Source organism: Bradyrhizobium barranii subsp. barranii, from assembly GCF_017565645.3.
In the GTDB taxonomy this organism is placed as follows: Bacteria; Pseudomonadota; Alphaproteobacteria; order Rhizobiales; family Xanthobacteraceae; genus Bradyrhizobium; species Bradyrhizobium barranii.
Genome location: NZ_CP086136.1, coordinates 3,437,341 through 3,462,548, shown reverse-complemented (window position 1 = coordinate 3,462,548; position 25,208 = coordinate 3,437,341). Strand labels below are relative to the sequence as shown.

Here is a 25,208-nt window from a genome sequence, read left to right as displayed (position 1 = left end):
GTCAGGTAATCACCTCCAATGACGACGCCCCCACGCATCGCCCTCATCCACGCCCTCAAGCATTCCATCGCGCCGATCGAGGCTGCGTTCGCGAAGGCGTGGCCAGAGGCGCGGCTGATGAACCTGCTCGACGACAGCCTGTCGGCGGATCTGGCCTGCGACGGCGTGCTCAACGATGCCATGACCGAGCGCTTCCTCGCGCTCGGCGACTATGCGGCAGCTACGGGAGCGAACGGAATCCTGTTCACCTGCTCGGCCTTCGGCCCCTGCATCGAGGCCGTCGCACACGCGCATATGCCGATGCCCGTGCTGAAGCCGAACGAGGCGATGATCGAGCAGGCCGTGACCATGGGCAAGCGCATCGGCCTGCTCTCGACTTTCCCGCCGACACTGGCCTCGATGCCACCGGAGTTTCCGGCCTCCGCCCAGGTCGTGCCGAAACTCGCCGAGGGCGCGCTGGCCGCGCTCGATCGCGGCGACCGCGCCACGCACGACAGGCTGATTGTCGAGGCTTCAAAGGACTTGCGCGATTGCGACGTCATTGCGCTTGCGCAATTCAGCATCGCGGCGACCGCGCCGCTGGTCGCCGAAGCCACCGGACGCCCGGTCGTGACGACTCCGGACAGCGCGGTCGACAAGCTGATGAGGCTGCTGAAAGCGAAGGCCTAGGCGCCGGACTTTTTCCGACGTCGTGCATCCTTGATCGCAGCAACGAGCGCGGCCTTCGTTTCGTTCACAAAGTCCTCGACCAGTTCCTCGCGCGTGGCATGCGCGGCCTCGCCGGTGAACAGGCCCTGCTCGGCCAGCATCACCACGCCATGCAACGCCGCCCAGATCTTGAGCGCTTGCCGCTCGCGCAAGAAGCCGACCGCCGGCGCCTCGAGGGCCTCGATCACCAGCGCGAAAGTCTCGCGCGTGGCGTCGTGCAGCTCGCTGCCCTTTGCCGCGCATGACACGGTGCGGGAAGCGAACATCAGGCGATAGATGCCGTTGCGGCGCAGACCGAAATCGAGCGTCGCCTGCGCCAGCCGCGACAATTTCGATTGCTTCGACGGCTTCGCCATCGCCTCGCGCAGAAGTGCACTCAGCTGCCGGAACGCCTCCGCCGTCACCGCCGTTAGCAGCGCATCACGGTCGGCAAAATGCCGATACGGCGCCGGCTGCGAGACGCCGAGCTGTTTGGCAAGCGCCTTGATGCTGATCGCCTCGGCGCCGCCCTGCTCCGCCTCGCGCAGCGCGGCCTTGATCAGGGCGTCACGGAGATCGCCATGGTGGTAGGTATTCTCCGGCTTACGGACGAGTTGTGAACGCATGTTACGGCGAAGCCTATAAGTTTGCGCTTGACAGGGGAAGCCTGTCGCGAATGTAATAGCATATAACTTAGAATAGGCGGCAAATGCCGCCGACAACATTGACATGAGGAACGCGCCAGCCTTCGGGCTCCGCGCACACGACCGAGGAAGCCGCCATGACAGAGCGACTGAGGGTTCACGTCGATCCCGACAAATGCCAGGGCCACGCACGCTGCAAGGCGCTCGCACCGGAGCTGTTCGAGCTGGACGAATACGGCAACGCCCATGAGGCCGGGGACGGCACCGTGCCGCCCGGACTCGAAGACAAGGCCTGGCTTGCCAAATCCAACTGCCCGGAGATTGCGATCGATGTGATCGAGGAGTAGCGCGGCCCCTGCCCGCTTGCGTGCTTTTAGCGAACACGAGCCCCGAGGGATTTCCTGCCATGTCCGACGTCAGCCAGCCTGTCGCCCACCCGCCCGTCACCGACTGGGTCAACGATTTCGACCACACCGATCCGCAATGGACGGAGGATCCGTTCTCGATCTGGGAGGAGCTTCGCTCCGCGAGCCCGGTGGTGCATACAAAGCGCTTCCTCGGCTGCTACATGCCGACGACTTATGAGGCGGTGCGCGAGATCGCCAACGACACCGAGCATTTCTCCTCGCGCCGCATCATCGTCCGTGACGTTCGGCCCGAAGTCGCCAGGAACGCCGCTCCGCCGATCACCTCCGACCCGCCCGTGCACAAGCCAGCCAAGCAATTGCTGTTGCCGCCTTTCACGCCGGACGCGATGAAGAAGCTGGAACCGCGGATGCGCGCGATCTGCAACGAGCTGATCGACGGGTTCATTGCCGATGGCAAGGTCGATGCCGCAGCGCGCTACAGCAAATATATTCCGGTTCAGGCCATCGCCCACATGCTCGGCATTCCCGAGAGCGACAGCGATCTGTTCATCGACTGGATCCACATGATCCTCGAGCTCGGCATCAAGGACGAGAGCAAGCTGCTCCAGGCCGTGCAGGAGATGAGCGCCTATTTCAGGACGCATATCGAGGAGCGCAGATCGAAGCCGACTGACGATCTGATTTCCTATCTGATGAATGCCAAGGACAAGGAAGGCCAGCCGCTGGAAGAGTCCCATGTGCTGGGTTCGCTGCGGCTGCTCCTGATCGCGGGCATCGACACCACCTGGAGTGCGATCGGCTCCTCGCTCTGGCATCTCGCCCGGACGCCGGCCGACCGCGAACGGCTGATCGCCGAGCCCGGGCTGATCCCGATCGCCGTGGAGGAGCTGCTGCGGGCCTATTCGCCGGTGACCATGGCCCGTGAGGTGGTCAAGGAGACCACGATCTCGGGCTGCCCGGTCAAGGCGGGCAACATGGTGCTGCTGTCGTTCCCGGCCGCGAACCGTGATCCCAAGATGTTTCCGGACGCTGACAAAGTCGTGATCGACCGCCGCGAGAACCGCCACGCCGCCTTCGGCCTCGGCATCCACCGCTGCGTCGGTTCCAACCTTGCACGCATGGAGATGCAGGTTGCGCTGGAGGAATGGCTGAAGCGGATCCCGGACTTCGCCCTCGATCCGGCAGGCACGGTGACCTGGTCACAGGGCACCGTGAGAGGCCCCCGCCAGTTGCCATTTCTGTTCGGAAAGGCGATGTAGACCTTTCCAAGACCAACGGAGAGAGGCCGGACGTGACAGAGCAAGCAACCCTACCGGCCTCTGATCACATCGACATCGACATCGACATCGCCGACGCCAAACGGCGGATCAAGGCGATCTTCATCGGCTCGATCGGCAACCTCGTCGAGTGGTACGATTTTTACGCCTATACGGCGTTCGCGCTCTATTTCGCTCCGGCCTTCTTCCCCGGCAACGACCCCGTCGTCCAGCAATTGAACGTCGCCGTGGTGTTCGCGGCGACCTTCCTGATGCGCCCCCTGGGCGGCTGGCTGTTCGGCTACATCGCAGATCATTTCGGCCGTCGTATCTCGCTGACATTATCCGTTGTCTTCATGTGCTTCGGCTCGCTGATCATCGCGCTGACGCCGACCTATGCGACCATCGGTTTCGCCGCGCCGGTGATCCTGGCGCTCGCCCGCGTCATCGAAGGCCTGAGCCTCGGCGGCGAATATGGTGCCAGCGCGACCTATCTCAGCGAGGTTGCCGATCCCAAGCATCGCGGCTTCTATTCGAGCTTTCAATACGTCACGTTGATCGGCGGCCAGCTCACCGCGATCATTGTGCTGCTGCTCCTGCAAAAGGTCTTCCTCACGCCGGAGGAGCTCAGAGCCTGGGGCTGGCGCATCCCGTTTGCGATCGGCGCGGCGCTGGCGATCTTTGCCGCAGTGATGAGACGCAATCTGCACGAGACTGAGGCCTTCGAGGAAGCCAAGAAGGTGGTGAAGCCGACCGGCTCGCTGGCCAATCTGCTACGCTACCCGCGCGAGTTGCTGCTGGTAGTGGGCCTCACGGCCGGCGGCACCGCGGCGTTCTACACCTTCACCACCTACATGCAGACGTTCGTCAAGCTCTCGGTCGGCCTGACCGAGGACCAGACCACTTTCGTGATCTTCGGCACGCTGATCTTCGCGACCATCCTGCAGCCGATCTACGGCGCGATCTCCGACAAGATCGGCCGCAAACCGCTGCTGATCTTTTTCGGCGTCGCGGGTACGCTCGCGACCGTGCCGCTGCTGATGACGCTGAAGGAGACCAAGTCGCCGTTCATGGCCTTCATCCTGATCTGCTGCGCTTGGCTGTTCGTCGCCGGTTACACCTCGATCAACGCCGTGGTGAAGGCCGAGCTGTTCCCGACCAATGTCCGCGCCCTCGGCGTCGGCCTGCCCTACGCCATCACGGTCTCGATCTTCGGCGGCACGGCACCGGCGATCGCGCTCTATTTCAAGAGCATCGGGCATGAGGAGTGGTTCTATTACTATCTCGCCGGCGTCATCTGCCTGTCGCTGATCATCTATTCCACCATGCGTGACACCAAGCACGCCTCTGCGATGCATCGCCACGAGTAGCTCATGGCCGACGACAACGAGCCGCCCGACAGCAAGCTGACGCGCACCAAGGAGAAATGGGCGCGCGAAGGCCGCTTCCTCACGGGCCGCGTTACGCGACCGGAGGATAAGCGACTGCCGCCGGGCCAGCATCTCACCAAGGACTGGCCGGTGCTCGATCTCGGAGTCGTGCCGCCGGTTTCGCGCGAACGCTGGCGGCTCGACGTCTACGGCGCGATCGAGACCCCCGTGTTCTGGACCTTTGCCGAATTCGCCGCGCAGAAGCAGGCGCAGATCACCTCCGACATTCACTGCGTGACGACCTGGTCGCGCTACGACAATGAGTGGGAGGGCCTCGCCACGCGCGAGCTGCTTGCGGCTTGCCAGCCGCGCGAGGACGCTCGCTTCGTGGTCCTGCATTCCCATGACGGCTACACCACCAACCTCACGCTGGAAGACTTTGCCGCCGAGGACGCGCTGCTCGCCCACAGCTGGTCGGGTCAGCCGCTGACCGAAGAGCACGGCGGCCCGGTACGGCTCGTCGTGCCGCATCTGTATTTCTGGAAGAGCGCCAAATGGCTTCAGGCCATCGAGTTCCTGACCGAGGACGCGCCGGGCTTCTGGGAAGTCCGCGGCTATCATAACCGCGGCGATCCTTGGGCCGAGCAGCGTTATTCAGCCGATTAGGTTCAAGCAAGGACGGGGGAAGCCCATGCCGACCGAACGCTTTCAATTCACCGGCGAAGGTGGCCATCAACTAGCCGCCGCGCTGGAACTGCCCGATGGCGAGCCCGCGGCCTACGCGCTGTTCGCGCACTGCTTCACCTGCGGCAAGGACACGCTGGCAGCAAAACGCATCTCGGTCGCGCTCGCCGCCACGGGCATTGCGGTGCTGCGCTTCGACTTCACCGGGCTCGGCTCCAGCGAAGGCGATTTTGCCAATTCGACGTTCACCTCCAACGTCGCCGACCTCGTGCGCGCCGCCGATCATCTGCGCCAGCTCCGCACGGCGCCATCGATCCTGATCGGCCACAGCCTCGGCGGTGCCGCGATCCTCGCCGCGGCCGGAAGGATTCCGGAAGCCAAGGCTGTCGTGACCATCGCGGCGCCGTCCGATCCCGCTCACGTCACCGGTCTGTTCAGCGAGCATCTCGACAGCATCCGCGCGCAGGGCGAAGTCGAGGTCTCGCTCGCGGGGCGCCCGTTCCGCATCAAGCGCGAATTCCTCGACGACATCGCCGAGCAAGAACTGATGAAGGACATCACCGGCCTGCACAAGGCCCTGCTCGTGATGCAGTCCCCTGTCGACGACACCGTCGGCATCGACAATGCGACCAAGATTTTCGTTGCGGCCAAGCACCCCAAGAGCTTCGTCTCGCTCGACCACGCCGATCATCTCCTGACCAAGCCGGCCGACGCCCTCTACGCGGCCGACGTGATCGCGGCCTGGGCCAGCCGCTACATCGACACCGCGAAGCCCGCGAAGGCGATGGATCTCGCGGAAGAGCCGCGCAAAGTGGTCGTGCAGGAGACCCGCAAGAGCAAGTTCAACCAGCTCATCACCGTCGGCCCGCACCATCTGGTGGCTGACGAGCCGGTCGCCGCTGGCGGCGAGGATGCCGGCCCCGGCCCTTACGACTTCCTGCTCGCCGGGCTGGGTGCCTGCACCTCCATGACCATGCGCCTCTATGCCGATCGCAAATCGCTGCCGCTCGATCGCGTCACGGTCACGCTGAAGCATTCGAAAATCTACGCCAAGGACTGCGCGGAGTGCGAGACGCGCGATGGCATGCTCGACCAGATCGAGCGCGACATCGCGATCGACGGCGCGCTCGATGCGGAGCAACGCAAGAAGCTGATGGAGATCGCCGACAAGTGCCCGGTGCACCGGACGCTGACCTCGGAGATCCGCATCGTAACGAAGGCCGTGGACTAGCGCGTTATTGTTTAAGCATGATCTTTTCGGAAAACCGCTTCACACTTTTCCGGATCATGCTCTAGAAGCACGACGCCATCGTCCGCACCGCTGCGCTGATCTCATTCTCGCGCCAGGCCGCGAAGCCGAGCAGCAGGCCATGGTCGCGTGGACGGCCGAGCGCCAGGCTGGACAGGGCCCGCGTTTCGACGCCTGCCTCGACCAGCCGTTGTACCGCCGCCTGATCGGCGCGACCGCGCTTGAGGCGGGCGACCAGCTGGATGCCGCCCGACGGCACTTCAGCGGACAGAACTTCGCCCAGATGGCGCTCCAGTCCCTCGACGAGGTGATCGCGGCGCGCGTGATAGAGCCGCCGCATCCGGCGCAGATGCGCGAGAAAATGCCCGTCGGCGATGAACTCCGCCAGCGCTTCCTGGATGTGGCTGGAGGCGATCAGCCCGATGTGCCGCTGTGCGATCTCGAGGGTGCCGACCAGCCCCGGTGGCGCGACGACATAGCCGAGCCGGATATCCGACGTCATCGCCTTCGAGAACGTTCCGACATAGAACACGCGGCCGTGGGCGTCTAACCCCTGCAAGGCCGGCACCGGCCGGCTGTCATAATGGAATTCGCCGTCGTAATCGTCTTCGACGATCCAGGTCTCGCCTGGCCTGCTCATGCCCAGGAATTCAGTGCGGCGCGCGAGCGACATCAGCCGCCCGGTCGGGTGCTGATGCGAGGGCGTCATGAAGATGAGCTTTGGCGCGGCGATGCCCGGCATCCGCTGCATGCCCTGCTCATCCAGCTTCATCCCCGTCACGCGCGCGCCGGACGCGCGGAAAGCCGCCGCAGCGCCGGGATAGCCGGGGTCCTCGACCCAGACATCGTCGCCGGGCGTGATGAGCGCAGCCGCAATCAGGGTCAGCGCGGCCTGCGCACTCGGCAGGATCAGGATCTGGTCTGCGGTGGCGCGGACGCCCCTGCTGGCGGCCAGATAGTGCGCCAGCGCCTGGCGCAGGCGCGTCCGGTTGACCGGTCCAAGCTCACGCTTGGCTGCGCGCACCGCGCTGCGGCGCAGGCAGCGGGCCCACACTTCGTGCGGAAACTCCCGCGCATCTCCATGCCCCGGACGCAGGGGTTTTAGCGGCGCCTGATAGGACATCGGCCAGTCGGTTTGCTTGAGCTTCGACGCCCAGGGCGAGAGCCGCGGCTTGCCAGAGCGGACGCTCGGTGCGACGGCACCCGCCTCTTCGTTACGGCCGCCGTCGACCGTGACCATGGGACGACGACCATGCGACGCCTCGAGATATCCCTCGGCGGCGAGCTGCTCGAAGGCATAAGTAACGGTGTTGCGCGACACGCCGAGGTCGCTCGCGAGCCGGCGGCTCGACGGCAGCGCGCGACCTTTGCCGAGCCGACCGGTCGCGATCAGGTCTCGCAGCTGGCTCGTCAGTTGCGCCGTCAGCCCCTCGTCGTCGGTCCGCTTCAGCTCGATCAGGGCGGAGATCACACCTTCCGAAACTGGCACCTTATTCCTTTCCGATCTGGCACTTTTTCAGGTGCCAATCCGGATGCTATGCGCCGGACTGGACTGCTTCAAGGATTTTGCGATGAACTCCCTCTCCTCCCGCGCGGCCGTCGGCCTGTTCCTGATCGTCGTGCTGGCCTGGGGCGTGAACTGGTCGGTGACGAAGCAACTCGTCCAGTTCCTCCCGCCACTGTGGACTTCGGCGATCCGGAGCTGGATCGCGCTGGCCGGATTGTTCGTGATCCTCGGGCTGAGCAACAATCTGATGATCCCGGAGCGGCGCGACATTCCGGTGATCCTGAGCGTCGCGCTGCTGCACATGACGGTGTTCTCGGTTCTGGTTGCGGCCGGTGTGCGCTTCCTGCCCGCGAGCAAAGCGATCGTGCTCGGCTACACCACGCCGCTCTGGGTCGCGATCGCCGCGCCCTTGCTGGGGAAGGATACGCTGACGGCGCCCAAGCTCGCCGGCGCCTTGCTCGGACTGATCGGCCTTGCCGTGATCCTGAACCCCACGTCGATCGATTGGACCAATACCAACGTCCTGCTCGGGGCCGGCATGGTCGTCCTGGCCGCGATGTCCTGGGCCGCGAACATCATCTATATGAGCGCGCATCGCTGGATTGCATCGCCGCTCCAGCTCCTGCTCTGGCAGGTGCTCGTAGCGACGATCGTACTGACGGGATCGGCTGTTATCATGGAGGGCCCGCCGCACGCGGAATGGTCGTGGAAGCTCGTGCTGCTTTTCCTGTATTCCGGCCTGATCGGAACGGCGCTGGCCTATTGGGCGATGTCGATGGTCAACAAGAGCATCTCGGCCCTGACGACCTCGCTCGGCACCACCGGGACGCCGCTCGTCGGTATCGCCAGTGCTGCGATCCTGCTGGGTGAGCCGATCGACATGAGCCTTGCTGTCGCGGCCGGACTGATCATCACCGGCATCGGTCTTGCGACGCTGGGCGACCGGCTGCTGCGCGGTCAGGCCACCGCGAGCGGCTGAACCCGCAGTGCACCGCGCAGGCCGGCCGTCGTGCCGAGCAGGATGCCGGCGACCGCGACGAACGAGCCCAGAGCGAGTGTCGATACGCCGGTGAGCCCCTGCCCGATCGAGCAGCCGAACGCCATCACGCCGCCGATCCCCATCAGCGCGGCGCCACCGGCAGACCGCAGCATGTGGCGCGGCGAGGAATAACCTTCGAGGTGAAAGCGGCCCGTGGCGAGTGCGGTGACGAGACTGCCGGCGAGAACGCCGGCCACGGTGGCGATGCCGAAATTGAGCGTCAGACCGGTCGAGAGCATGGCGTATTGCAGGCTATCGGCGATCGGCGCGACGAAGGTGAGCGACGTCACCGGGACCGGATTGAAATCGTCGGCGCCGAGATAGCCAGTGACGAACCAGCCGCTGGCGACCAGGAGGCCGACGACGACACCGGCTGCAATCTGGCCGGGCGAACGCCGGAACGCCGGGTGTGCGAACGCAAACAGGATCAGCGCAACGGCGATTGCAGCAGCGCTCAGCGCGCGCGAGACCCCTTCACCGGGACCGAGCGTCGCCAGCAGTGACGGCAGCGAATTGGCGTTGACGGTCGTTTGCGAGGCCTGAACCAGCGCAATGCGCGCCGGCGCGATCAGGCCCTTGAGCGTCATCTGCGCGGCGATGGCGAGCACGATCACGACGACGAAGGAGCGGAGATTGCCGCGGCCGAGCAGCACCAGCGCCCGCGAGCCGCAGCCGTTCGACAACACCATGCCGTAGCCGAACAACAGGCCGCCGAGGAACAGCACCGGCACTGAAAAGGACTGTTGCAGATAGATCGACTTGCCGAGATCGACCATGCCGCTACCGGCAAGGAATTGGCTCGCAGCAACCGCAACCGCAATCGCCATCGCAAAGGTCCGCACCAGCCGCCCGTCTCCTTCGGCCAGCCAGCCGCGCATGCTGCTCATCAGGCAGAAGCCGCTGAGCAGGCCCACGGCGCCATAGATGAGTCCGATGATGAGGCCGGCGAGGATGACGAGTTGAGTGGACGAGTCCATGGTCAAGGCTTCAGGATCACGCGATCCCGCGACGAACCGGCGACCGCGACATAGGCCTCCTTGGCGCGCTCCAGCGGATAGACGGCATTCGCGTTGATCGGGAACGGCTTCAGGTGACCGCTCGCAAAGCCGGGGCCGAGGTCGTGCAGCACCGCGCCGGTTGCGGCCGAGGACAGCCCGAGCGTGTCGATGCCGACATAGGTGTGTTGCCCGCGGTAGAATTCGAGAATGTTGAACTGCACGATGCGGTCGATCGCGGCGATCAGGATCTGGCGGCCGCGCAATCCGAGCGATTTGTGCGCGGCCTGGAAATAGGGATCGCCGACGGTGTTGAAGACGATGTCGACCCCCTTGCCGCCGGTCAGTTCGCGCACGCGCGTGGCGACATCGGTCGCCGAGGCGTCAATCACCTCGATGGCTGCGTTGGCATGGCCCTCGTAGGCTTCCGCCTTACGCACCACGCCGATGACGCGCGCGCCCTGCCAGGTCGCGATCTGGACCGCGGCCTGACCGACCTTGCCGTTGACGCCGAACACCAGCACGGTTTCGCCGGGCTTCGGAATGCCGGCGCGGCGAAAGCCTTCCATTGCGGTGACGAAGGGCACGCCGATGCCGGCTGCCTCCTCCCAGGACACCGTCTTCGGCTTCTCCACCACGGCGTCGGCTTCGACGACGAGATGGCTGGCATGGGTGCCGTCACGGCGGATGCCGAGATCGCCGGAAGAGCCGAACACCTCGCGGCCGATCGTATCGGCCGGCCCGTCAATCACCACGCCGGCATAATCGCGGCCGGGCGTGCGGGGGAAGACCGCGTAGGGCATCAGCCCGGTCGCAGCCTTCACATCGGACGGGTTGACGGCGGCGGCCCTTATCTCGATCAGGAGATCCTTCGGACCGCGCGCGAGCATATGATGCTCGATCAGCGGCGCGATCGCCGCAGCATTATCGGCCTTGGCATTGAGGCGGACGCAGCGCGCTTCGACGGTTTCGCGATCGGCTGGTGACATCGAAAGACCCACGATTTCTCGCGGGCCTTGTCGCCTTTGGGACCGGTCAAGTCAACCGCCTCCCCTCATCCTGAGGAGCCGCGCGAGCGGCGTTTCGAAGGATGCAGGCCCGCGCTGCAACATCCGGGCCTTCATGGTTCGAGACGGCGCTACGCGCCTCCTCACCATGAGGAGCGACAGCTAGTCCTTCGGCCGCTTGTCGTAGAGGCGCTTGGCCTTGCCCAGCGAGCGCTCCAGCGTGGCGGGGGCGACCACCCGCACGTTTGAGCTGATTCCGATGGTGTTCTTGATGTGGGTCGAAATGCGGTCGGCGTGATCGACGAGCCCCCGGCCGTCCCAGCTCTCCGGGCGCGCCTCGGCAATGATGGTCAGCTCGTCCATGCGGCCTTCGCGGGTGAGTTCAAGAATGAAATGCCCGCCGCACCAGTCGGTCGCGAGCAGCACCTCCTCGATCTGGGTCGGGAACAGATTGACACCGCGCAGGATGATCATGTCGTCCGAGCGGCCCGTCACCTTCTCCATCCGCCGCATGCCCGGCCGCGCCGTGCCCGGCAGCAGCCGCGTCAGATCGCGGGTGCGATAGCGGATCACCGGGAAGGCTTCCTTGGTCAGCGAGGTGAAGACCAGCTCGCCATTCGCGCCATCCGGCAGCACCGCGCCGGTCTCCGGGTCGATCACCTCGGGATAAAAATGGTCCTCCCAGATGTGCAGACCGTCCTTGGTCTCGATGCATTCCTGCGCGACGCCGGGGCCGATCACTTCAGAGAGGCCATAGATGTCGGTCGCATCCATGTCGAAGGCGTCCTCGATCTCGCCGCGCATCGCATTGGTCCAGGGCTCGGCGCCGAAGATGCCGACCTTGAGCGAGCACTGGCGCGGGTCGAGCTTCTGGCGTTTGAACTCGTCGAGGATCGCCAGCATGTAGCTCGGCGTCACCGTGATGATGTCGGGTCGGAAGTCGTTGATGAGTTGCACCTGCCGCTCGGTCATGCCGCCGGAGATCGGCACCACGGTGCAGCCGAGTTTTTCGGCGCCGTAGTGCACGCCCAATCCGCCGGTAAACAGGCCGTAGCCATAGGCGTTGTGGATGATCATGCCGGTGCGGCCGCCGGCGGCGCGAATCGAGCGCGCCATCACCTCCGACCAGGTGTCGATGTCGCGCTGCGTATAGCCCACCACGATCGGCTTACCCGTGGTGCCGGAGGAGGCATGCACGCGCACCAGCTTTTCACGGGGCACGGCGAACATGTTGAAGGGATAATTGTCGCGCAGATCCGTCTTCACCGTGAACGGGAATTTCGAGAGATCAGAGAGTTCGCGAAAGTCGGACGGATGCGCGCCGGCCTTGTCGAAGGCCTGGCGATAATGCGCGACGTTGTCGTAGGCGTGCTTCAGCGACCAGGCCAGCCGCTGCTTTTGCAGCGCCATGATCTCATCACGCGACGCGCGCTCATGCGCGTCCATCTCGGCACGATAGCCGTTGCCACCTTCCTTGAGCCTCGTCAGAGCCATGCTCGTTTCCCCACATTGGTTGGTTCTTTTTATTGATCTTGCGTCGGCAGCCACGTGCCAAAAATGACACGCGAATGCCCCCGGAATTCCGCGATGACGGTGTCGCCCACCGTCACGCGCACATCGTAGATGCCTGAGCGTCCGCCACGGCTGACCTCGCGCGCTTTTGCAACGAGGCGGTCACCAAGCTTGCCCGGCTTGATGAACGTGATCTGGCCCTGTGCCGCCACGACACGTTCATTGTGCGAATTGCAGGCAAAGGCGAAGGCGGAATCGGCGAGCGTGAAGATGAAGCCGCCATGGGCGATGCGCTGGCCGTTGACCATGTCCGGCCGCACATTCATCGCCAGCGTCGCAAAGCCCGGACCAATCTCGACGACCTCCATGCCGAGACCCTTGGAGGCATCATCCTCCGCCCACATCGCGTCGGCGCAGGCGCGGGCAATATCGTCGGGCGACAGGTTGGCTTTGACGTTCACGCGCTTCTCCCGGCTGAATGCTTGGCCACAATGCTCTGCTGCCTGGCCATAACTGTCAAACGTGATCGTAATCGACCACGACCCGCTCCGACGATGGCTTCGCCTGGCAGGTCAGGACGAAGCCGGCCTTCAATTCCCAGGGCTCCAGTGAATAGTTGATGTCCATCGGCGCCTCGCCCTCGACCAGCTTGGCGCGGCAGGTCGAGCACATGCCGCCCTTGCAGGCGAAGGGCAGATCGACGCCGGCGCGCAGCGCGGCATCGAGGATCGCCTCGTCCTCGGCAACCGGCACGTCGCGACGCTTGCCGTCGATGATCAGCGAGGCGATCGCCTTTGGCGGCGCGTCGGGCGCAACGGCCTTCTTCGGCAGCGGCTTGCCGCCGAATTCGGAGACGAAGCGCTCCACGTGGATGCGCTCCTCCGCGATGCCGAGATCCCTGCAAGTCGCCTCGATTTCCTCGCTCATGCCAAGGGGACCACAGATGAAAACATGATCGACACTCGCGGCCGGCACCAGGGAACGCAGCAGCACTCTCACCTTGTCGCCGTCGAGCCGGCCATGCAGGATCGGGATGTCCTGCTCCTCGCCGGAGATGACGTGGAAGATCGAGAGGCGATCGATGAAGCGGTCCTTCAGCTCCTCGAGTGCCTCCAGGAACATGATGTTGTCGGTGGCGCGGTTGCCGTAGAACAGGAAGAAGCGGCTGTCCGGCTCGCGCGCGAGCACGCCCTTGACGATCGACAGGATCGGCGTGATGCCGGAGCCTGCGGCAAAGCCGACATGGATGCGTCCGCTATCTGCCGGCGGGATCACGCCGAAGCGTCCGGTCGGCGTCATGACGTCGAGCTCGTCGCCGCATTTGAGTTCATCCGCCGCCCAGTTCGAAAATGCTCCGCCGTCGACCTTCTTCACGGCAATGCGGATCTCGCCATCGTCAGGACCCGAGCAGATCGAATAGGAGCGCCGGACTTCCTCGCCATCGAGCATGGTGCGGAGCGTGAGGTACTGGCCGGGCGCGAAAGCGTAATCGCCCGCGAGTTCGCCGGGGACCGCGAAGGTCATCGACACGGCGTCGGCCGCCTCGCGGCGGAGGTCGTGGACGGTCAGGCGATGAAAGCGCGGTGCGGCTGCGGACATGATCAATGACACTTGAAATAATCGAAGGGTTCGCGGCAGGCCTTGCAGCGCCACAGCGCCTTGCAGGAGGTCGAGCCGAATTCGGACAGCAGCTCGGTCTTGTCAGAGCCGCATTGCGGGCACGCGATGGCCTGTTCGCCGAACAGCGCGCGGCGTGAGCTTGACGCCTGCGGTGGCGCGATGCCGTAGGCGTGCAGCTTGCGGCGGCCCTCCTCGCTCATCCAGTCGGTGGTCCATGCCGGCGACAGCACGGTGCGCACTTTCGGCTGGCGAAAACCGGCGCGTTCCAACGCAAGCTCGATTTCGAGCGCGATCATGTTCATCGCAGGGCAGCCCGAATAGGTCGGGGTGATCGCGACCTCGACATGATCGCCGTCGAGCACGACATCACGGAGCACGCCGAGATCGGCGATGGTCAGCACCGGGATTTCCGGGTCAACGACGCCCGCCGCGGCATCCCAGGCGCGCCGGCGCAGCTCGCTGTCGCGTTCAAGCACCGTCACCATGTCTGCCCCGGGAAGGTGCGTTGCATCGATTGCAGCTCGGACAGGAGATGGCCGAGATGCTCGCTGTGGCGGCCGGAACGCCCACCTTGCTGCATCCAGTCGTTTTGCGGCAGTGTGAGTGTTGCTTCGCTGACGACATCGGAGAGTGTCGTCAGCCAGCGACCGCGCAAGCTGCCGGGATCAATCGCGATACCGGCATGGATCAGGGCGCGCTCTCCGTCATCGACGGCGAACATCTCACCGGTGAAGGCCCAGAGGTGGTCGATCGCGGCCTGCGCCCTGGCGTGACTCTCACCGGTGCCGTCGCCGAGCCGAATGATCCATTCCGAGGCATGGCGCAGATGATAAGCGCTCTCCTTCTCGGACTTGGCGGCAATGGCCGCGAGCGTCGGATCACGCGAGGCCATCATTGCGCGCCAATAAAGGTCCGCGAAGGCGGAATAGAAGAACTGCCGCACCAGGGTCTGGGCAAAGTCGCCATTCGGCTGCTCGACCAGCAGAAGGTTGCGGTACTGCCTGACGTCGCGCAAATAGGCGAGCTTGTCCTCGTTGTTGTCCTTGCCTTCGGCCTTGGCGGCGTAGGTGTAGAGCTCACGCGCCTGGCCGATGAGATCGAGCGCGATGTTGGAGAGCGCCATGTCCTCTTCCAGCATCGGCGCATGTCCGCACCATTCCGACAGGCGATGACCGAGGATCAGCGCATCGTCGGCGCGGCGCAGCGCATAGAGCACCAGCGGCGTTTCCGCGACCTGGACGTTGGCCACAAGCATCACATGTGCCCCACTTCCTCAGGCACCTCATAGAAGGTCGGATGCCGGTAGATCTTCGATTCCGCCGGCTCGAACATCATTCCCTTCTCGGCGGGATCGCTCGCGGTGATCGCGGTCGACGGCACGACCCAGATCGACAGGCCCTCGCCGCGGCGGGTGTAGATGTCGCGTGCGGCCTGCAGGGCCATGGTGGCGTCGTTCGCATGCAGCGAGCCGACATGCTTGTGCGCGAGCCCGTTGCGGCTGCGAATGAAGACCTCCCACAGCGGCGTATTTGGCGTGGCCATCATGATCTCCTTATTCCGCGGCTTGTGCGGTCTGACGCTGCGCGCGCTTTGCGGCATAGCTAGCTGCCGCCTCACGCACCCAGGCGCCCTCATCGTGCGCCTTGCGACGCGCGGCGAGCCGATCGCGGTTGCAGGGGCCGTTGCCGGCGAGCACCTGTTTGAATTCGGTCCAGTCGATCTCGCTGTAGCGCCAGTGGCCTTCGGCGTCCTGCGTCATGCCGGGATCGGGGATGGTGAGCCCGAGATATTGCGCCTGCGGCACGGTGGCATCGACAAATTTCTGGCGTAGCTCGTCATTGGAGAAGCGCTTGATCTTCCACTTGGTCGATGTGTCGCTGTGTTGGCTCGTCGCATCGGGCGGACCGAACATCATCAGCACCGGCCACCACCAGCGGTTCAGCGCATCCTGCGCCATCGCCTTCTGCTCATCCGAGCCGCGGCACAGCGTCAGCATGATCTCGTAGCCCTGGCGCTGGTGGAAAGATTCCTCCTTGCAGACGCGGATCATCGCGCGTGCGTACGGGCCATAGGAGCAGCGACACAACGGGATCTGGTTCATGATCGCAGCGCCGTCGACCAGCCAGCCGATGGTGCCGATATCGGCCCAGGTCAGCGTCGGATAGTTGAAGATCGAGGAATATTTGGCCTTGCCGGCGAGCATGGCATCGACCAGCTCTTCACGCGAGGTGCCGAGCGTCTCGGCGGCGGCATAGAGATAGAGCCCGTGGCCGCACTCGTCCTGCACCTTGGCCAGCAGCGCCGCCTTGCGGCGCAAGGTCGGCGCGCGCGTGATCCAGTTGCCCTCAGGCAGCATGCCAACGATTTCGGAATGGGCGTGCTGGGAGATCTGGCGGGTGAGCGTCTTGCGATAGGCCGCCGGCATCCAGTCGTTCGGCTCGATGCGCTCCTCGGCATCGATGCGGGCCTGGAACTGCGCAGCCTTCGCCGCATCCTCGAGACCGCGATCGTCGGTCTCGGCCGTATTCAGCGCCTGGGTATACATGCGCATCCTCCCGTTTATTGGGAGGCAATATATAACAGAAACTACTTCATGCAAGATATTTCTGTAACATATAAATCAGGCCTCGAACCTCCGCTCCAGGAGCTTTCGAGCCGGCGGCAGTGGCCCCTTCTCGTTGGTTCCATGGCTATCAAGCCATTGTTCCGACGGCGCAAGCAGCGCGCGATAGACCTCGCCGCAGAGTTCACGTGCTGCCCTGCCAGGCCAGTCGCCCGGCAGCAGGCTCTCGGGCAGCAGCGGATCGCGCAACACGACGCGGCGATAGTAGTGGATCAGCAGGATGCGCGCGGTGAAGGCGTCCGCCTCGGACAGATCCGCACCGCGCGCGATAGCGGCACGGAGCGGCTCGAACGTCTTCATGAATTTCAGATAGGCGTCGGCGGTGCGGTCCAGCGGCCAGCTCGCGCTGAGCAGACGGCGCCCGCTGTCATCCTCAGCCGAGACTTCAAGACGGATCGCTCCGGCAGCCTCGTCCGGCACCGGCACACCTGATGGCGCGACCCACACGCCGGGCAGCGGACTGCCGAAGCCCGCGTTGCGCAGCGCTTCGCGCGAGACGTCGCGATCCTCGCCGTTGCCGATCAGGAGCAGCTCGAAGCGCCCGGTCCAGTCCGACGATGGCGGATCGTAGATGTGGCGCGTGGCGGCCTCGAAGGTCTGACTTCCTTTATCGGCCAGGCGATAAAAACTGTTCCGGCCAACCTTTTCGCGTGTCAGCCAGCCATCGGCAGCAAGGCGTGACATCGCGGTGCGCACCACGCCGCTATCGATGTCCACACTCTCGAAGAACTCCAACAGCGTGCCGAGCCACACCGAGCCGCCGCGCGGCACGATGGCGTCGCCGAACACGGTGATGACGATGGAGCCCGTGCGTGACGGCTCACGCTTGAGCTGGTCGATGATGCGGGAGAGCGGATGCGCCATGCCCGAGGCATAGCGCGTTTGGTGCGGGCGCGACAATGGACGGGGGCGACAATCAAAGCGCGAACCGGGCTCGATCCTTCGAGACGGCGCTTTGCGCCTCCTCAGGATGAGGTCTGATCACTTTCGCGCGGCATCACTAGCTCTCAGTCCTCATGGTGAGGAGCGCGGCAAAGCCGCGCGTCTCGAACCATGCAGGCCCCGCTTACCGATGCGGATCGGGATAGACCATGCTGCGCCAGCCGCTGCGGTCGAACGGCCGCCACTGGCCTTCCTTCTGCGCGAGGCGGTCGGCGACCGCATAGACGGCGGCGGGATGATGGCCCATACCGCAATGGCTGCTCTCGACCTCGATGCTCTCGGTCTGCGCTCCCGTCTTCTCCATACAGCCCTGCCAGGCGCAGACGCCGTCGGTACGGCTGAAGATGGCGGTGGTCGGCACCGGCGGCGGGACGGCGAGCTCGCCGCCGAACTGCGGATCGACCTCATCGGACTTCCGCCCGCTCGCCCACTCATAGACGCGCCAGGCATTGGTCGAACGGGGGTCGCCCGCGAAGGGGCTGCCGAGCGTGATCACCTGGCGCACGCGCGCGGGCATCATCTTGGCGAGCTGGCGCGCATAGAGGCCGCCGAGGCTCCAGCCGACCAGGCTGATCTTGCGGCCATGCTTGTCACTGAGCTCCTGCACGAGATCGACCATCGCATGCTGCACGCCCTCGCGCAGACCGTAGTTGCGGCCCTGGCGCCAGCCGCTTGCCGCGTAGCCCTTACTGGTCAGAAACGTGCGTAGCGCGCGCGTCGACGCGTCGGAGGCCACGAGGCCCGGGAACACCAGCACCGGATGCCCATCGCCGCGGGGCGCGAGGCTCAGCAGCGGCAGTGCGCCGAGGAATGCGCCGAACTCGTGGATCGCGCGCCCTTCCAGGAACATCAAGGTGCGGGACGGCGGACGCAGCGTCTGGGCAGTAGCGGTCATCAATGGTCCCCTGGGCAGAATTGCTGAAAAGGCTACCGGTTGCGATGCCGGCAAATGGGTACGAATTCCAACAGTCCGGCTTCTCGAACGTTCCGCAACGCAGCATGAATCAGCTAGGCGGCCGGTTCCGGACATTCAAGCGGGTGAAGCCCAAGGCGACAATAGGCCCGCGCGTGAATGCCAGCGTCCGTGACGCAAAAGTCACAACCATCGAAGCAGGAATTCTACGGAGTAGAGCGCAAGACCTGCGAGCCCGCCGATCAGCGAACCGTTGAAGCGGATGTATTGCAGGTCGCGGCCGATGTTGATTTCAATCAGCGAAATCAGCTGCGCCATATCCCACGCCTTGACCTGGTCGGAAATGAAGGTCGAGACGCCGCTCTTCTGATCCGCAACGAAGCTGCGCAGCACCGCCACCAGACCCTTGTTGATCTCGCCGCGGAGCTCGGCATCGCCGGCGAGCGCCTCGCCCGCTGCGACGAACATGCCGGCAAGATGATGCTGCAGCACCTGCGTCTCGCCGCTCGCGCTGCGCTCGATGAAGGAGCGCGTGTTGGCCCAGACGGTGCGGGCGAGATCGGCAAGCTCCGGCCGGGCGAGCAGATCGCGCTTCAATCCGTCGATACGATCGATATAGGCCTGATCGGTGCCGAGCCGATCGACGAAGCCCAGCACCATGCGATCGAATTCGCCGCGAAACGGATGTTTGGGATCGCTGCGCACCTCGTTGAAGAAAGCGGTGGCGGACGCCACGATCTTGTTCACCAGAAACTTGTCGGCGCGATAGAGCCTGAGCAGGGTCGGCAACTCCGCGCGCACCTTCTCGCGGATCATCGCCATCGTCTCGGTCTGGTTCAGCGTCTCGTGCATCACGCGCAGGAGATCGTCGAACAGGATCTGATGCCGCCCTTCCGCGACGAAGCCGCGCAGCGTACCGGCCGCGAGCGGCGCAAGGTCGATCGCCTGGAGCTGCGAGGACATGCGGCGAATGATGAAGGTCATCAGACCCGAGCTTTCCGTCGCGGAGACGGCCTCCGGCAGCAGGCGCAGCGCGAAACGCGCGAGATCATCGCTGCGCTTGCGGTCGCGCAGCCAGTCGGCGACGAAGGAGCCGAAATCGATCTCCTTCAGCTTGGCCTCCACAGGACCTGCGTCGAGGAAATGCACCTGGATGAACTCGCCCAGCTTGTCGGCGATGCGGGCCTGGTTGCTCTGGATGATCGCGGTGTGCGGGATCGGCAGGCCGAGCGGCCGCTTGAACAGCGCGACCACCGCGTACCAGTCGGCGAGCCCGCCGATGGTCGCAGCTTCCGCGAAGGCCGCGATGAAGCCGAACACAGGATGCACTGGCAGAAGCCATTTCGCGACGACGAACAGGGCAAGCGTCGAGGCCAGCACCAGCGTCGCCAGTGCCTTGATGCGGCGAAGCTCCGCCGCGCGTTCGGCGTCACCGGGGCTGTTGAAGGAGAAGGTGGCGGGTGGGGTCATCACTGCATCACCCTACTCGTCATTGCGAGCGAAGCGAAGCAATCCAGAGTCTTTCCACGTCGACGGACTGTATGCTTCGCTTCGCTCGCAATGACGGCAGCGTAAAAAACAAAGGCCCGCCGAAGCGGGCCTCAAATTTCAGTTTGTACTCAGGGCGCCGTATCAAGCGGTCTTGGTGTAGACCTTGGCAAAGTTGTCCTGAGCGGACTTCGCACCGTTGGCAGCGAGCTTGCCGACATAGTCGGCGGTCGCCTTGGCGCGCGAGACGAAGACTTCGCCGCGGGCGCGGAGCAGGCTCGACTGGATCTCGACGGCTTCGCTGACCGACTTGGCGGACGCGAGCTTGTCGATGCCCGAGAAGAACGCCTCGGCGTCTTCATAGATCGCCTGCTGGATGTTGCGGCTGATCTTGCCGGCCTCGGTGACGGACTCGGTCACCGCGTTCTCGACGGCGGCGGTCACGCGCTCGGAGCCAGCGAACACCTCGGCAGCACGGTCCTTGGCGGTGTTGGCAGACTTCTTGACGAACTCGCGAGCGGCCTCGGGAACTTCCAGGTTCAGGATGTTCTTGAAAGCGTCCTTGAAGCCCTCGAAGGCAGTGTTGGTTTCGGTGGTCATGGGGTTCTCTCCATCCTCATTGGGTTGAGCTATGGGCTCACCCCGTCCTCACTGGCCCGGGGCACGCTTATATGACATGATTAATGGTGCGATGCAATATTCGTGTTGCACTGCGATATCACGAAATCGTGAACAACCTCAATGGAAGGCAATTTGCCGCCTCCCTGGCCAGACGGGTTCCCGGATAACGAGCCGGCCGCCCCTAATGCTGGACTGCACCCGGCAGCCCATAGGCCTCCATTTGGGCCTGCACCTGCGCAATATTGTGCCCGAGCACGACAATGTCGTGGGTCTTGCCGTCGACGTCCCGGACATGGTCCCGCAGCAGCGCCTCGGCCTTGAAGCCGAGGCTCTCGAACAGGGCGATCGCCGCCTGCTGGTCGACCGTCATCTGGACCGAAAGCTTTTCCAGGCCGGCGCCGAGCGCGAGCGCAAAAGTCTCCTGCGAGAGCGCCCGCCCGACCCCCTTCCCGCGCACGTCGAGGGAAACAACCATCCGGATCTCGCCGACATGGGGCGACCAGGAATGCGGATCGCGCACCAGCGTGCCGCAGCCGACGACCTCGGCGTCCCTGACCGCGAGCAGGCTGGTAATCGCGCCGCGCTCGATCTCCTTGACCCAGGCCGAGAGCACCTTCGGCTCGCTGATGTTGCGCGGCAGGAACAACAGATCATGGGTCGGCAGGCCCTTGCCGAAGGCCAGCATCGCGGCCTCGTCCGCAGGCGACATCAGGCGGATCTCGATATCGCCAGCGTCGGTCTTGACCTGACGCGGATAGGAACGCTGCTCACTCATGTCGATCTCTTCCCCAGCCAGGAATCCAGTTTCGGCCACAGCCGTTTCACAGCGTTGGCGCCGGCAACAAGCGAGACGTGACCGCCCTTCAGCATCACCTCTTCCTTGTCATCGGATCCGATCTTCGCGATCAGGTGCTTTGCGGCGTCATACGGCACGATGTGATCGTGCTCGGCAACCGCATGCAGGAACGGCACCTTGATGTCTTCGAGCTTCGCCGCGCGGCCGCCGACCGACATAGTGTCGTTGAACAGCTTGTTGTCCCACATCAGATCCTTGGTGATCGTGCGGAAATACTCGCCCGCAAGCGGCAGCGTGTCGGTCGCCCAGCGGTCGAACATGCGGTACGATTTCACGAACTCATCGTTCCAGATGTTTTCCCAAAGCTGGATCTGGCTCACCGTGCGCGAGGCCGGACGCAGCATCTCGAACGAGGACAGGATCATCTCCGGCGGCACGTTGCCGACGCTGTCGACGAGGCGGTCGACGTCGAAATAGCGGCGGTCGGAGAAATTGGAGAACAGCTTCATCTCGCGGAAATCGATCGGGGTGGTGAAGCAGATCAAATTCTTCATCGGCCCGTCCTTGTGGATCGAGCCATAGAGCAGGGACAGCACGCCGCCGAAGCAATAGCCGATCACGGAGACGTCCTGCTCGCCGGAATCGGCCTGCACGCGGCGGACGCAATCCGGGATGAAGTCGAGGACGTAGTCCTCCATGCGCAGGCTCTTCTCCTCCGGCCGCGGCGCGCTCCAGTCCAGCATGTAGACGTCGTAGCCGCGCTTGAGCAGGAACTCGATGAAGCTCTGACCAGGCACGAGATCGAGGATGTAGCCGCGATTGGTGGTCGCCATCACGATCAAGACCGGCACGCGGTAGATCTCGTCGGACATCGGCCGGTAGTGATAGAGGCTCATGGTGCCGCGCGAATGCAGCACGTCCTTCGGAGTCGAGCCGAGCGAAGGGCCCGAAGTCGAGAAATATTCGACGCCCTTGATGCTGCGCTGGATGGCGCGCTGCACCTCGGACTGGATGCGATCCGGGATCGATGCGAAATCTAGTCCGGTGGCTGCATTCATGTCTGCTCTCCGCCCTCGGACGGCGGGCGCCTGGTGCGCGGCGGTCGCAATGCCGTATCGGAGCCCTGAGATACGCCGGAACGTGCCGCCATCTGGCTCAGCATCCACTTGATCTCACCGATCTGGCCTTCGATGGCTTGCAACCTTTCGGCAAGGCCAGTGACCTGATCGCGGCTGGGCAGGTTCATGGAGACCAGATATTTTTCCATGAGCTCGCCGAGTTGCTTCTGAGCACCTGCAGCAACCCCTCCCGCGCGGTTCATCGCCTGTGAAAACTCGGGCGACGACATGGCCTGGTTGGCGAAGGAGTTGAACCCCTTCTCCATCTCACCAACCATCTTCTGCCACATGGCGACGGGGTCATTGGTCTTGTCGGTCATCGGCGTCCTCCTGAAATCGAGAGCTGCGATGCCCTTCTTTTTTCGCCATACCACACCGTTGCGAGGGAGCGGTCAACCGGCAGGTCGCGCGGTGCGGCGCACACGGCTTCATTGCGGCGGCAAACCGTGCGATACAGCATCGATCAGCAGGAGGGAACGCGCCCGTGACCACCCATCAGCCGCCTCAGACCATCCGCGCCAACGGCATCGACATCTGCTACGAGATCTTTGGCAACGACAATGCCGAGCCGCTGCTGCTGATCATGGGGCTCGGGGCGCAGATGATCCATTGGGACGATGCGTTCTGCGAGCAGCTCGCCGTGCACGGCTTTCGCGTGATCCGCTTCGACAATCGCGACATCGGCAAGTCGAGCCACCTGACGGGCGGCAAGCGCCTGACGCCGCTTGAGCTGCTGAAGCTGCGCTTCCTCAGGATTCCCGTGGCCGCAACCTACAAGCTGATCGACATGGCGAAGGACACGGTCGGCCTGATGGATGCGCTCGGCATCAAGTCCGCGCATCTGGTCGGCGCCTCCATGGGCGGCATGATCGCGCAGGAGGTGACGCTGTCGTTTCCCGAGCGCGTGCGCTCGCTGACCTCGATCATGTCGACGACGGGCAATCCGCGCGTGCCGCCGCCGACGCGCGAGGCCGCCGCGATGCTGATGGCGCCGCCGCCGCAAAGCAAGGAAGAGTTCATCGTCCGCTTCGGCCAGACCTGGAAGATCTTGCGTGTCGGGTCTTTTCCGGAAGAGGAAGCCCTCGACCTCGGCCGTGCCGAGCGCGTGTTCGCGCGCGGGCTCAATCCGGCCGGCGTCGGACGGCAGCTCCGCGCCGTGCTCGCCTCCGGTAGCCGCAAGGAGCGGCTGCGCGGCGTAAAAACGCCGACGCTGGTGATCCATGGCACGGTCGATCCGCTAGTCCGTCCGGAGGGCGGCAAGGACACAGCGGAGTCAATTCCGGGTGCAAAGTTGCTGATGATCGACGGGATGGGCCACGCACTGCCGATGCGCTTCTGGCCCGAGATCGTCGGCGCCATCGACAAGCACGCGCGAGGCGCGGCAGCGCAGGCGGCGTAGAGCGACGCGGGCAGTCTCCTCGCGGTGACCATGTGAGCCGCCGGTTACTCTCTTAACGCGAGCCGGTGCGAAAGCTATACAGGCCTTCCTCAATCGCAAGACAGAGGCTGCGGCCTCTCGGAGTTCACATGCACCTCATCGTCCGGCCCGTCGCAATGATTGCGGCTTCCATTCTCATGCTGTCTGTCGGCAACGGCGCTGCGCTGGCCGCCAGCGCGCAGGAAGAAGCCAACCGCGCCGCCGTGCTAGCCTTCTACGAGAAGGGCCTCAACCAGAAGGACGCCGACGCCGCCCTCGCCTATGTCGGCAACCGTTATGTCCAGCACAATCCGAATGCGCCCGATGGTCCGGACGGTTTTCGAAAGTTCATCGGCTTCCTGCGCGAAAAGTTCCCGAACTCGCACAGCGAGATCAAGCGCTCATTCGTCGACGGCGACTTCGTCATCCTGCACGTTCACTCCGTTCGCGAGCCCGGCAGCAGGGGCCGCGCGATCGTGGATATCTTCAAGCTGGAGAACGGCAAGATCGTCGAACACTGGGACGTCGTTCAGGACATCCCGGAAAATCCGGCGAACAACAATACGATGTTCTAGAGCCGTAGCCCGGATGGAGCGCAGCGTAATCCGGGACCACTCTTTGCGGATCGACCGCCCCGGATTTCGCTTCGCTCCATCCGGGCTACAAATCGCCGCCTAGCTCTTCCGCGCAATCCAGATCACATGGCGCGCGCCGCCGCCTCGTCCGGTAGCGCGAACATTGACTTCGTTCACATCGAAGCCGGCGCTGCCGAGGCGCTTGGTGAAGGCCGGGTTGGGTCCCGACGACCAGACGGCGAGCACGCCGCCCGGCCGCAGCGCCACCTTCGCCGCTTTCAACCCGCTCGCATTGTAGAGTGCGTTATTGCCCTTCCGGGTCAGCCCCTCCGGCCCGTTGTCGACGTCGAGCAGAATGGCGTCGAAGGCCGACCGCTGCGCGCGGATGATCTCGCCGACGTCGGTCTCCCGGATCTTCACCCTGACATCATCGAGACTGTCGCCGAAGACCTCGGCCATCGGGCCGCGCGCCCAGGCGACCACCGCCGGCACGAGCTCGGAGACCACGATCTTCGCCTTACTCCCGAGCACAGTCAGCGCCGCGCGCAGCGTAAAGCCCATACCAAGGCCTCCGATGAGGACAACGGGCTTTGCGACCTTCTCGATCTGCTTCGCCGCCAGTGTCGCGAGCGCGGCCTCAGAGCCCGACAGGCGGTTGTTCATCAGCTCGTTGGTGCCGAGCTTGATGGAGAACTCCTTGCCGCGCCGCATCAGGCGGAGCTCTTCGTCGGAGCCGGGGATTTTTGCGGTGTCGATCTTTTCCCAGGGAATCATGCG

Annotated in this window: 28 protein-coding genes; 9 read left to right on the top strand and 19 right to left on the bottom strand. The window is 64.4% G+C overall.

The window, feature by feature from the left end; genetic code table 11:
* The first annotated feature begins 18 nt into the window (after positions 1-18).
* Positions 19-669: an aspartate/glutamate racemase family protein gene (locus J4G43_RS16585; RefSeq protein WP_208085647.1), complete on the top strand. Its 651-nt coding sequence runs from the start codon at positions 19-21 to the stop codon at positions 667-669.
* Here the strand turns inward: J4G43_RS16585 and J4G43_RS16580 are convergent.
* Positions 666-1,313, bottom strand: coding sequence for a TetR/AcrR family transcriptional regulator (locus J4G43_RS16580; RefSeq protein ID WP_208085646.1), 648 nt, complete (start codon positions 1,311-1,313; stop codon positions 666-668). The two genes, J4G43_RS16585 and J4G43_RS16580, sit on opposite strands and share 4 nt — an antisense overlap.
* A gap of 155 nt (positions 1,314-1,468) precedes the next feature.
* Between J4G43_RS16580 and J4G43_RS16575 the strand changes: the two genes are divergently transcribed.
* The 5 genes from J4G43_RS16575 to J4G43_RS16555 are packed head-to-tail and all read left to right on the top strand — an operon-like array spanning position 1,469 to position 6,240.
* Entirely contained in the window at positions 1,469-1,678 is a 210-nt protein-coding gene (locus J4G43_RS16575) for a ferredoxin (RefSeq protein WP_007607931.1), read from the top strand.
* Between the two features lie 59 nt (positions 1,679-1,737).
* Complete coding sequence (locus J4G43_RS16570) at positions 1,738-2,958, top strand: cytochrome P450 (protein ID WP_208085645.1); 1,221 nt, start codon at positions 1,738-1,740, stop codon at positions 2,956-2,958.
* A gap of 32 nt (positions 2,959-2,990) precedes the next feature.
* On the top strand, positions 2,991-4,325 hold the full coding sequence (locus J4G43_RS16565) for an MFS transporter (protein WP_085403954.1): 1,335 nt from the start codon (positions 2,991-2,993) through the stop codon (positions 4,323-4,325).
* Between the two features lie 3 nt (positions 4,326-4,328).
* Entirely contained in the window at positions 4,329-4,991 is a 663-nt protein-coding gene (locus J4G43_RS16560; protein ID WP_208085644.1) for a sulfite oxidase-like oxidoreductase, read from the top strand.
* A 25-nt stretch (positions 4,992-5,016) separates the two neighbouring features.
* Positions 5,017-6,240, top strand: a complete 1,224-nt coding sequence (locus J4G43_RS16555; protein ID WP_208085643.1) for a bifunctional alpha/beta hydrolase/OsmC family protein — start codon at positions 5,017-5,019, stop codon at positions 6,238-6,240.
* Between the two features lie 61 nt (positions 6,241-6,301).
* Here J4G43_RS16555 and pdxR read toward each other — a convergent pair whose 3' ends face one another.
* Positions 6,302-7,747, bottom strand: a complete 1,446-nt coding sequence (gene pdxR / locus J4G43_RS16550; RefSeq protein ID WP_225004930.1) for a MocR-like pyridoxine biosynthesis transcription factor PdxR — start codon at positions 7,745-7,747, stop codon at positions 6,302-6,304.
* A gap of 82 nt (positions 7,748-7,829) precedes the next feature.
* On the opposite strand from pdxR, the gene J4G43_RS16545 reads away from it, so the two are divergent.
* Positions 7,830-8,744 (top strand): DMT family transporter, encoded by a 915-nt coding sequence (locus J4G43_RS16545; protein ID WP_208085642.1) that lies wholly within the window; start codon positions 7,830-7,832, stop codon positions 8,742-8,744.
* On the opposite strand, the gene J4G43_RS16540 is transcribed toward J4G43_RS16545, so the two are convergent.
* From J4G43_RS16540 to J4G43_RS16465, 16 genes are all read right to left on the bottom strand, one after another.
* Positions 8,723-9,781, bottom strand: coding sequence for a YeeE/YedE family protein (locus tag J4G43_RS16540; protein ID WP_208085641.1), 1,059 nt, complete (start codon positions 9,779-9,781; stop codon positions 8,723-8,725). The two genes, J4G43_RS16545 and J4G43_RS16540, sit on opposite strands and share 22 nt — an antisense overlap.
* A 2-nt stretch (positions 9,782-9,783) precedes the next feature.
* Complete coding sequence (locus J4G43_RS16535; RefSeq protein ID WP_208085640.1) at positions 9,784-10,788, bottom strand: quinone oxidoreductase family protein; 1,005 nt, start codon at positions 10,786-10,788, stop codon at positions 9,784-9,786.
* Positions 10,789-10,968: 180 nt separating this feature from the next.
* Positions 10,969-12,300, bottom strand: a complete 1,332-nt coding sequence (paaK, locus tag J4G43_RS16530; protein WP_208085639.1) for a phenylacetate--CoA ligase PaaK — start codon at positions 12,298-12,300, stop codon at positions 10,969-10,971.
* 29 nt (positions 12,301-12,329) lie between these two features.
* A complete protein-coding gene (gene paaI / locus J4G43_RS16525; protein WP_208085638.1) occupies positions 12,330-12,779 on the bottom strand; it encodes a hydroxyphenylacetyl-CoA thioesterase PaaI in 450 nt (149 codons plus the stop codon).
* A 55-nt stretch (positions 12,780-12,834) separates the two neighbouring features.
* The gene (gene paaE / locus J4G43_RS16520) at positions 12,835-13,917 is read right to left on the bottom strand and encodes a 1,2-phenylacetyl-CoA epoxidase subunit PaaE (RefSeq protein WP_208085637.1); all 1,083 of its coding nucleotides are present in this window, start codon (positions 13,915-13,917) and stop codon (positions 12,835-12,837) included.
* A 2-nt stretch (positions 13,918-13,919) separates the two neighbouring features.
* A complete protein-coding gene (paaD, locus tag J4G43_RS16515; RefSeq protein ID WP_208085636.1) occupies positions 13,920-14,423 on the bottom strand; it encodes a 1,2-phenylacetyl-CoA epoxidase subunit PaaD in 504 nt (167 codons plus the stop codon).
* Positions 14,417-15,193 carry a 1,2-phenylacetyl-CoA epoxidase subunit PaaC gene (paaC, locus tag J4G43_RS16510; RefSeq protein WP_208085635.1) on the bottom strand — a complete coding sequence of 259 codons (777 nt, stop codon included), beginning with the start codon at positions 15,191-15,193 and terminating at the stop codon, positions 14,417-14,419. Before paaC ends, paaD begins: the two co-directional genes overlap by 7 nt.
* Positions 15,193-15,480, bottom strand: coding sequence for a 1,2-phenylacetyl-CoA epoxidase subunit PaaB (gene paaB / locus J4G43_RS16505; RefSeq protein ID WP_014496929.1), 288 nt, complete (start codon positions 15,478-15,480; stop codon positions 15,193-15,195). Before paaB ends, paaC begins: the two co-directional genes overlap by 1 nt.
* 10 nt (positions 15,481-15,490) lie before the next feature.
* Positions 15,491-16,483 carry a 1,2-phenylacetyl-CoA epoxidase subunit PaaA gene (paaA, locus tag J4G43_RS16500; RefSeq protein WP_208085634.1) on the bottom strand — a complete coding sequence of 331 codons (993 nt, stop codon included), beginning with the start codon at positions 16,481-16,483 and terminating at the stop codon, positions 15,491-15,493.
* A gap of 75 nt (positions 16,484-16,558) precedes the next feature.
* Entirely contained in the window at positions 16,559-17,425 is an 867-nt protein-coding gene (gene paaX / locus J4G43_RS16495; RefSeq protein ID WP_166350890.1) for a phenylacetic acid degradation operon negative regulatory protein PaaX, read from the bottom strand.
* A gap of 202 nt (positions 17,426-17,627) precedes the next feature.
* Entirely contained in the window at positions 17,628-18,398 is a 771-nt protein-coding gene (locus J4G43_RS16490; RefSeq protein WP_208085633.1) for an esterase/lipase family protein, read from the bottom strand.
* A gap of 201 nt (positions 18,399-18,599) precedes the next feature.
* Positions 18,600-19,886 carry a DUF445 domain-containing protein gene (locus J4G43_RS16485; protein WP_208085632.1) on the bottom strand — a complete coding sequence of 429 codons (1,287 nt, stop codon included), beginning with the start codon at positions 19,884-19,886 and terminating at the stop codon, positions 18,600-18,602.
* 162 nt (positions 19,887-20,048) lie between these two features.
* Entirely contained in the window at positions 20,049-20,504 is a 456-nt protein-coding gene (locus J4G43_RS16480) for a phasin (protein WP_208085631.1), read from the bottom strand.
* Between the two features lie 202 nt (positions 20,505-20,706).
* On the bottom strand, positions 20,707-21,300 hold the full coding sequence (locus J4G43_RS16475; RefSeq protein WP_208085630.1) for a GNAT family N-acetyltransferase: 594 nt from the start codon (positions 21,298-21,300) through the stop codon (positions 20,707-20,709).
* On the bottom strand, positions 21,297-22,379 hold the full coding sequence (locus tag J4G43_RS16470; protein WP_071915877.1) for a PHA/PHB synthase family protein: 1,083 nt from the start codon (positions 22,377-22,379) through the stop codon (positions 21,297-21,299). Before J4G43_RS16470 ends, J4G43_RS16475 begins: the two co-directional genes overlap by 4 nt.
* The gene (locus tag J4G43_RS16465; RefSeq protein ID WP_085404378.1) at positions 22,376-22,759 is read right to left on the bottom strand and encodes a hypothetical protein; all 384 of its coding nucleotides are present in this window, start codon (positions 22,757-22,759) and stop codon (positions 22,376-22,378) included. The genes J4G43_RS16470 and J4G43_RS16465 overlap by 4 nt, the downstream gene beginning before the upstream one ends.
* 164 nt (positions 22,760-22,923) lie before the next feature.
* Here J4G43_RS16465 and J4G43_RS16460 point away from each other — a divergent pair, with 164 nt between their 5' ends.
* Together J4G43_RS16460 and J4G43_RS16455 are read left to right on the top strand one after the other, a co-directional pair.
* Positions 22,924-23,838 (top strand): alpha/beta fold hydrolase, encoded by a 915-nt coding sequence (locus tag J4G43_RS16460; protein WP_208085629.1) that lies wholly within the window; start codon positions 22,924-22,926, stop codon positions 23,836-23,838.
* A 128-nt stretch (positions 23,839-23,966) separates the two neighbouring features.
* Entirely contained in the window at positions 23,967-24,431 is a 465-nt protein-coding gene (locus J4G43_RS16455) for a nuclear transport factor 2 family protein (RefSeq protein WP_208085628.1), read from the top strand.
* Positions 24,432-24,530: 99 nt separating this feature from the next.
* Here the strand turns inward: J4G43_RS16455 and J4G43_RS16450 are convergent, their stop codons facing one another.
* Complete coding sequence (locus J4G43_RS16450) at positions 24,531-25,205, bottom strand: spermine/spermidine synthase domain-containing protein (protein ID WP_085404381.1); 675 nt, start codon at positions 25,203-25,205, stop codon at positions 24,531-24,533.
* Positions 25,206-25,208 lie beyond the last annotated feature (3 nt).

Bases quoted from the DNA above. Each gene is read 5' to 3' on its own strand.
- J4G43_RS16585 (WP_208085647.1), top strand. From the start codon at position 19: ATGACGACGCCCCCACGCATCGCCCTCATCCACGCCCTCAAGCATTCC.
- J4G43_RS16580 (WP_208085646.1), bottom strand. From the start codon at position 1,313: ATGCGTTCACAACTCGTCCGTAAGCCGGAGAATACCTACCACCATGGC.
- J4G43_RS16575 (WP_007607931.1), top strand. From the start codon at position 1,469: ATGACAGAGCGACTGAGGGTTCACGTCGATCCCGACAAATGCCAGGGC.
- J4G43_RS16570 (WP_208085645.1), top strand. From the start codon at position 1,738: ATGTCCGACGTCAGCCAGCCTGTCGCCCACCCGCCCGTCACCGACTGG.
- J4G43_RS16560 (WP_208085644.1), top strand. From the start codon at position 4,329: ATGGCCGACGACAACGAGCCGCCCGACAGCAAGCTGACGCGCACCAAG.
- J4G43_RS16555 (WP_208085643.1), top strand. From the start codon at position 5,017: ATGCCGACCGAACGCTTTCAATTCACCGGCGAAGGTGGCCATCAACTA.
- J4G43_RS16545 (WP_208085642.1), top strand. From the start codon at position 7,830: ATGAACTCCCTCTCCTCCCGCGCGGCCGTCGGCCTGTTCCTGATCGTC.
- J4G43_RS16540 (WP_208085641.1), bottom strand. From the start codon at position 9,781: ATGGACTCGTCCACTCAACTCGTCATCCTCGCCGGCCTCATCATCGGA.
- J4G43_RS16535 (WP_208085640.1), bottom strand. From the start codon at position 10,788: ATGTCACCAGCCGATCGCGAAACCGTCGAAGCGCGCTGCGTCCGCCTC.
- paaK (WP_208085639.1), bottom strand. From the start codon at position 12,300: ATGGCTCTGACGAGGCTCAAGGAAGGTGGCAACGGCTATCGTGCCGAG.
- paaE (WP_208085637.1), bottom strand. From the start codon at position 13,917: ATGTCCGCAGCCGCACCGCGCTTTCATCGCCTGACCGTCCACGACCTC.
- paaD (WP_208085636.1), bottom strand. From the start codon at position 14,423: ATGGTGACGGTGCTTGAACGCGACAGCGAGCTGCGCCGGCGCGCCTGG.
- paaC (WP_208085635.1), bottom strand. From the start codon at position 15,193: ATGCTTGTGGCCAACGTCCAGGTCGCGGAAACGCCGCTGGTGCTCTAT.
- paaB (WP_014496929.1), bottom strand. From the start codon at position 15,480: ATGGCCACGCCAAATACGCCGCTGTGGGAGGTCTTCATTCGCAGCCGC.
- paaA (WP_208085634.1), bottom strand. From the start codon at position 16,483: ATGTATACCCAGGCGCTGAATACGGCCGAGACCGACGATCGCGGTCTC.
- paaX (WP_166350890.1), bottom strand. From the start codon at position 17,425: ATGGCGCATCCGCTCTCCCGCATCATCGACCAGCTCAAGCGTGAGCCG.
- J4G43_RS16490 (WP_208085633.1), bottom strand. From the start codon at position 18,398: ATGACCGCTACTGCCCAGACGCTGCGTCCGCCGTCCCGCACCTTGATG.
- J4G43_RS16485 (WP_208085632.1), bottom strand. From the start codon at position 19,886: ATGACCCCACCCGCCACCTTCTCCTTCAACAGCCCCGGTGACGCCGAA.
- J4G43_RS16480 (WP_208085631.1), bottom strand. From the start codon at position 20,504: ATGACCACCGAAACCAACACTGCCTTCGAGGGCTTCAAGGACGCTTTC.
- J4G43_RS16475 (WP_208085630.1), bottom strand. From the start codon at position 21,300: ATGAGTGAGCAGCGTTCCTATCCGCGTCAGGTCAAGACCGACGCTGGC.
- J4G43_RS16470 (WP_071915877.1), bottom strand. From the start codon at position 22,379: ATGAATGCAGCCACCGGACTAGATTTCGCATCGATCCCGGATCGCATC.
- J4G43_RS16465 (WP_085404378.1), bottom strand. From the start codon at position 22,759: ATGACCGACAAGACCAATGACCCCGTCGCCATGTGGCAGAAGATGGTT.
- J4G43_RS16455 (WP_208085628.1), top strand. From the start codon at position 23,967: ATGCACCTCATCGTCCGGCCCGTCGCAATGATTGCGGCTTCCATTCTC.
- J4G43_RS16450 (WP_085404381.1), bottom strand. From the start codon at position 25,205: ATGATTCCCTGGGAAAAGATCGACACCGCAAAAATCCCCGGCTCCGAC.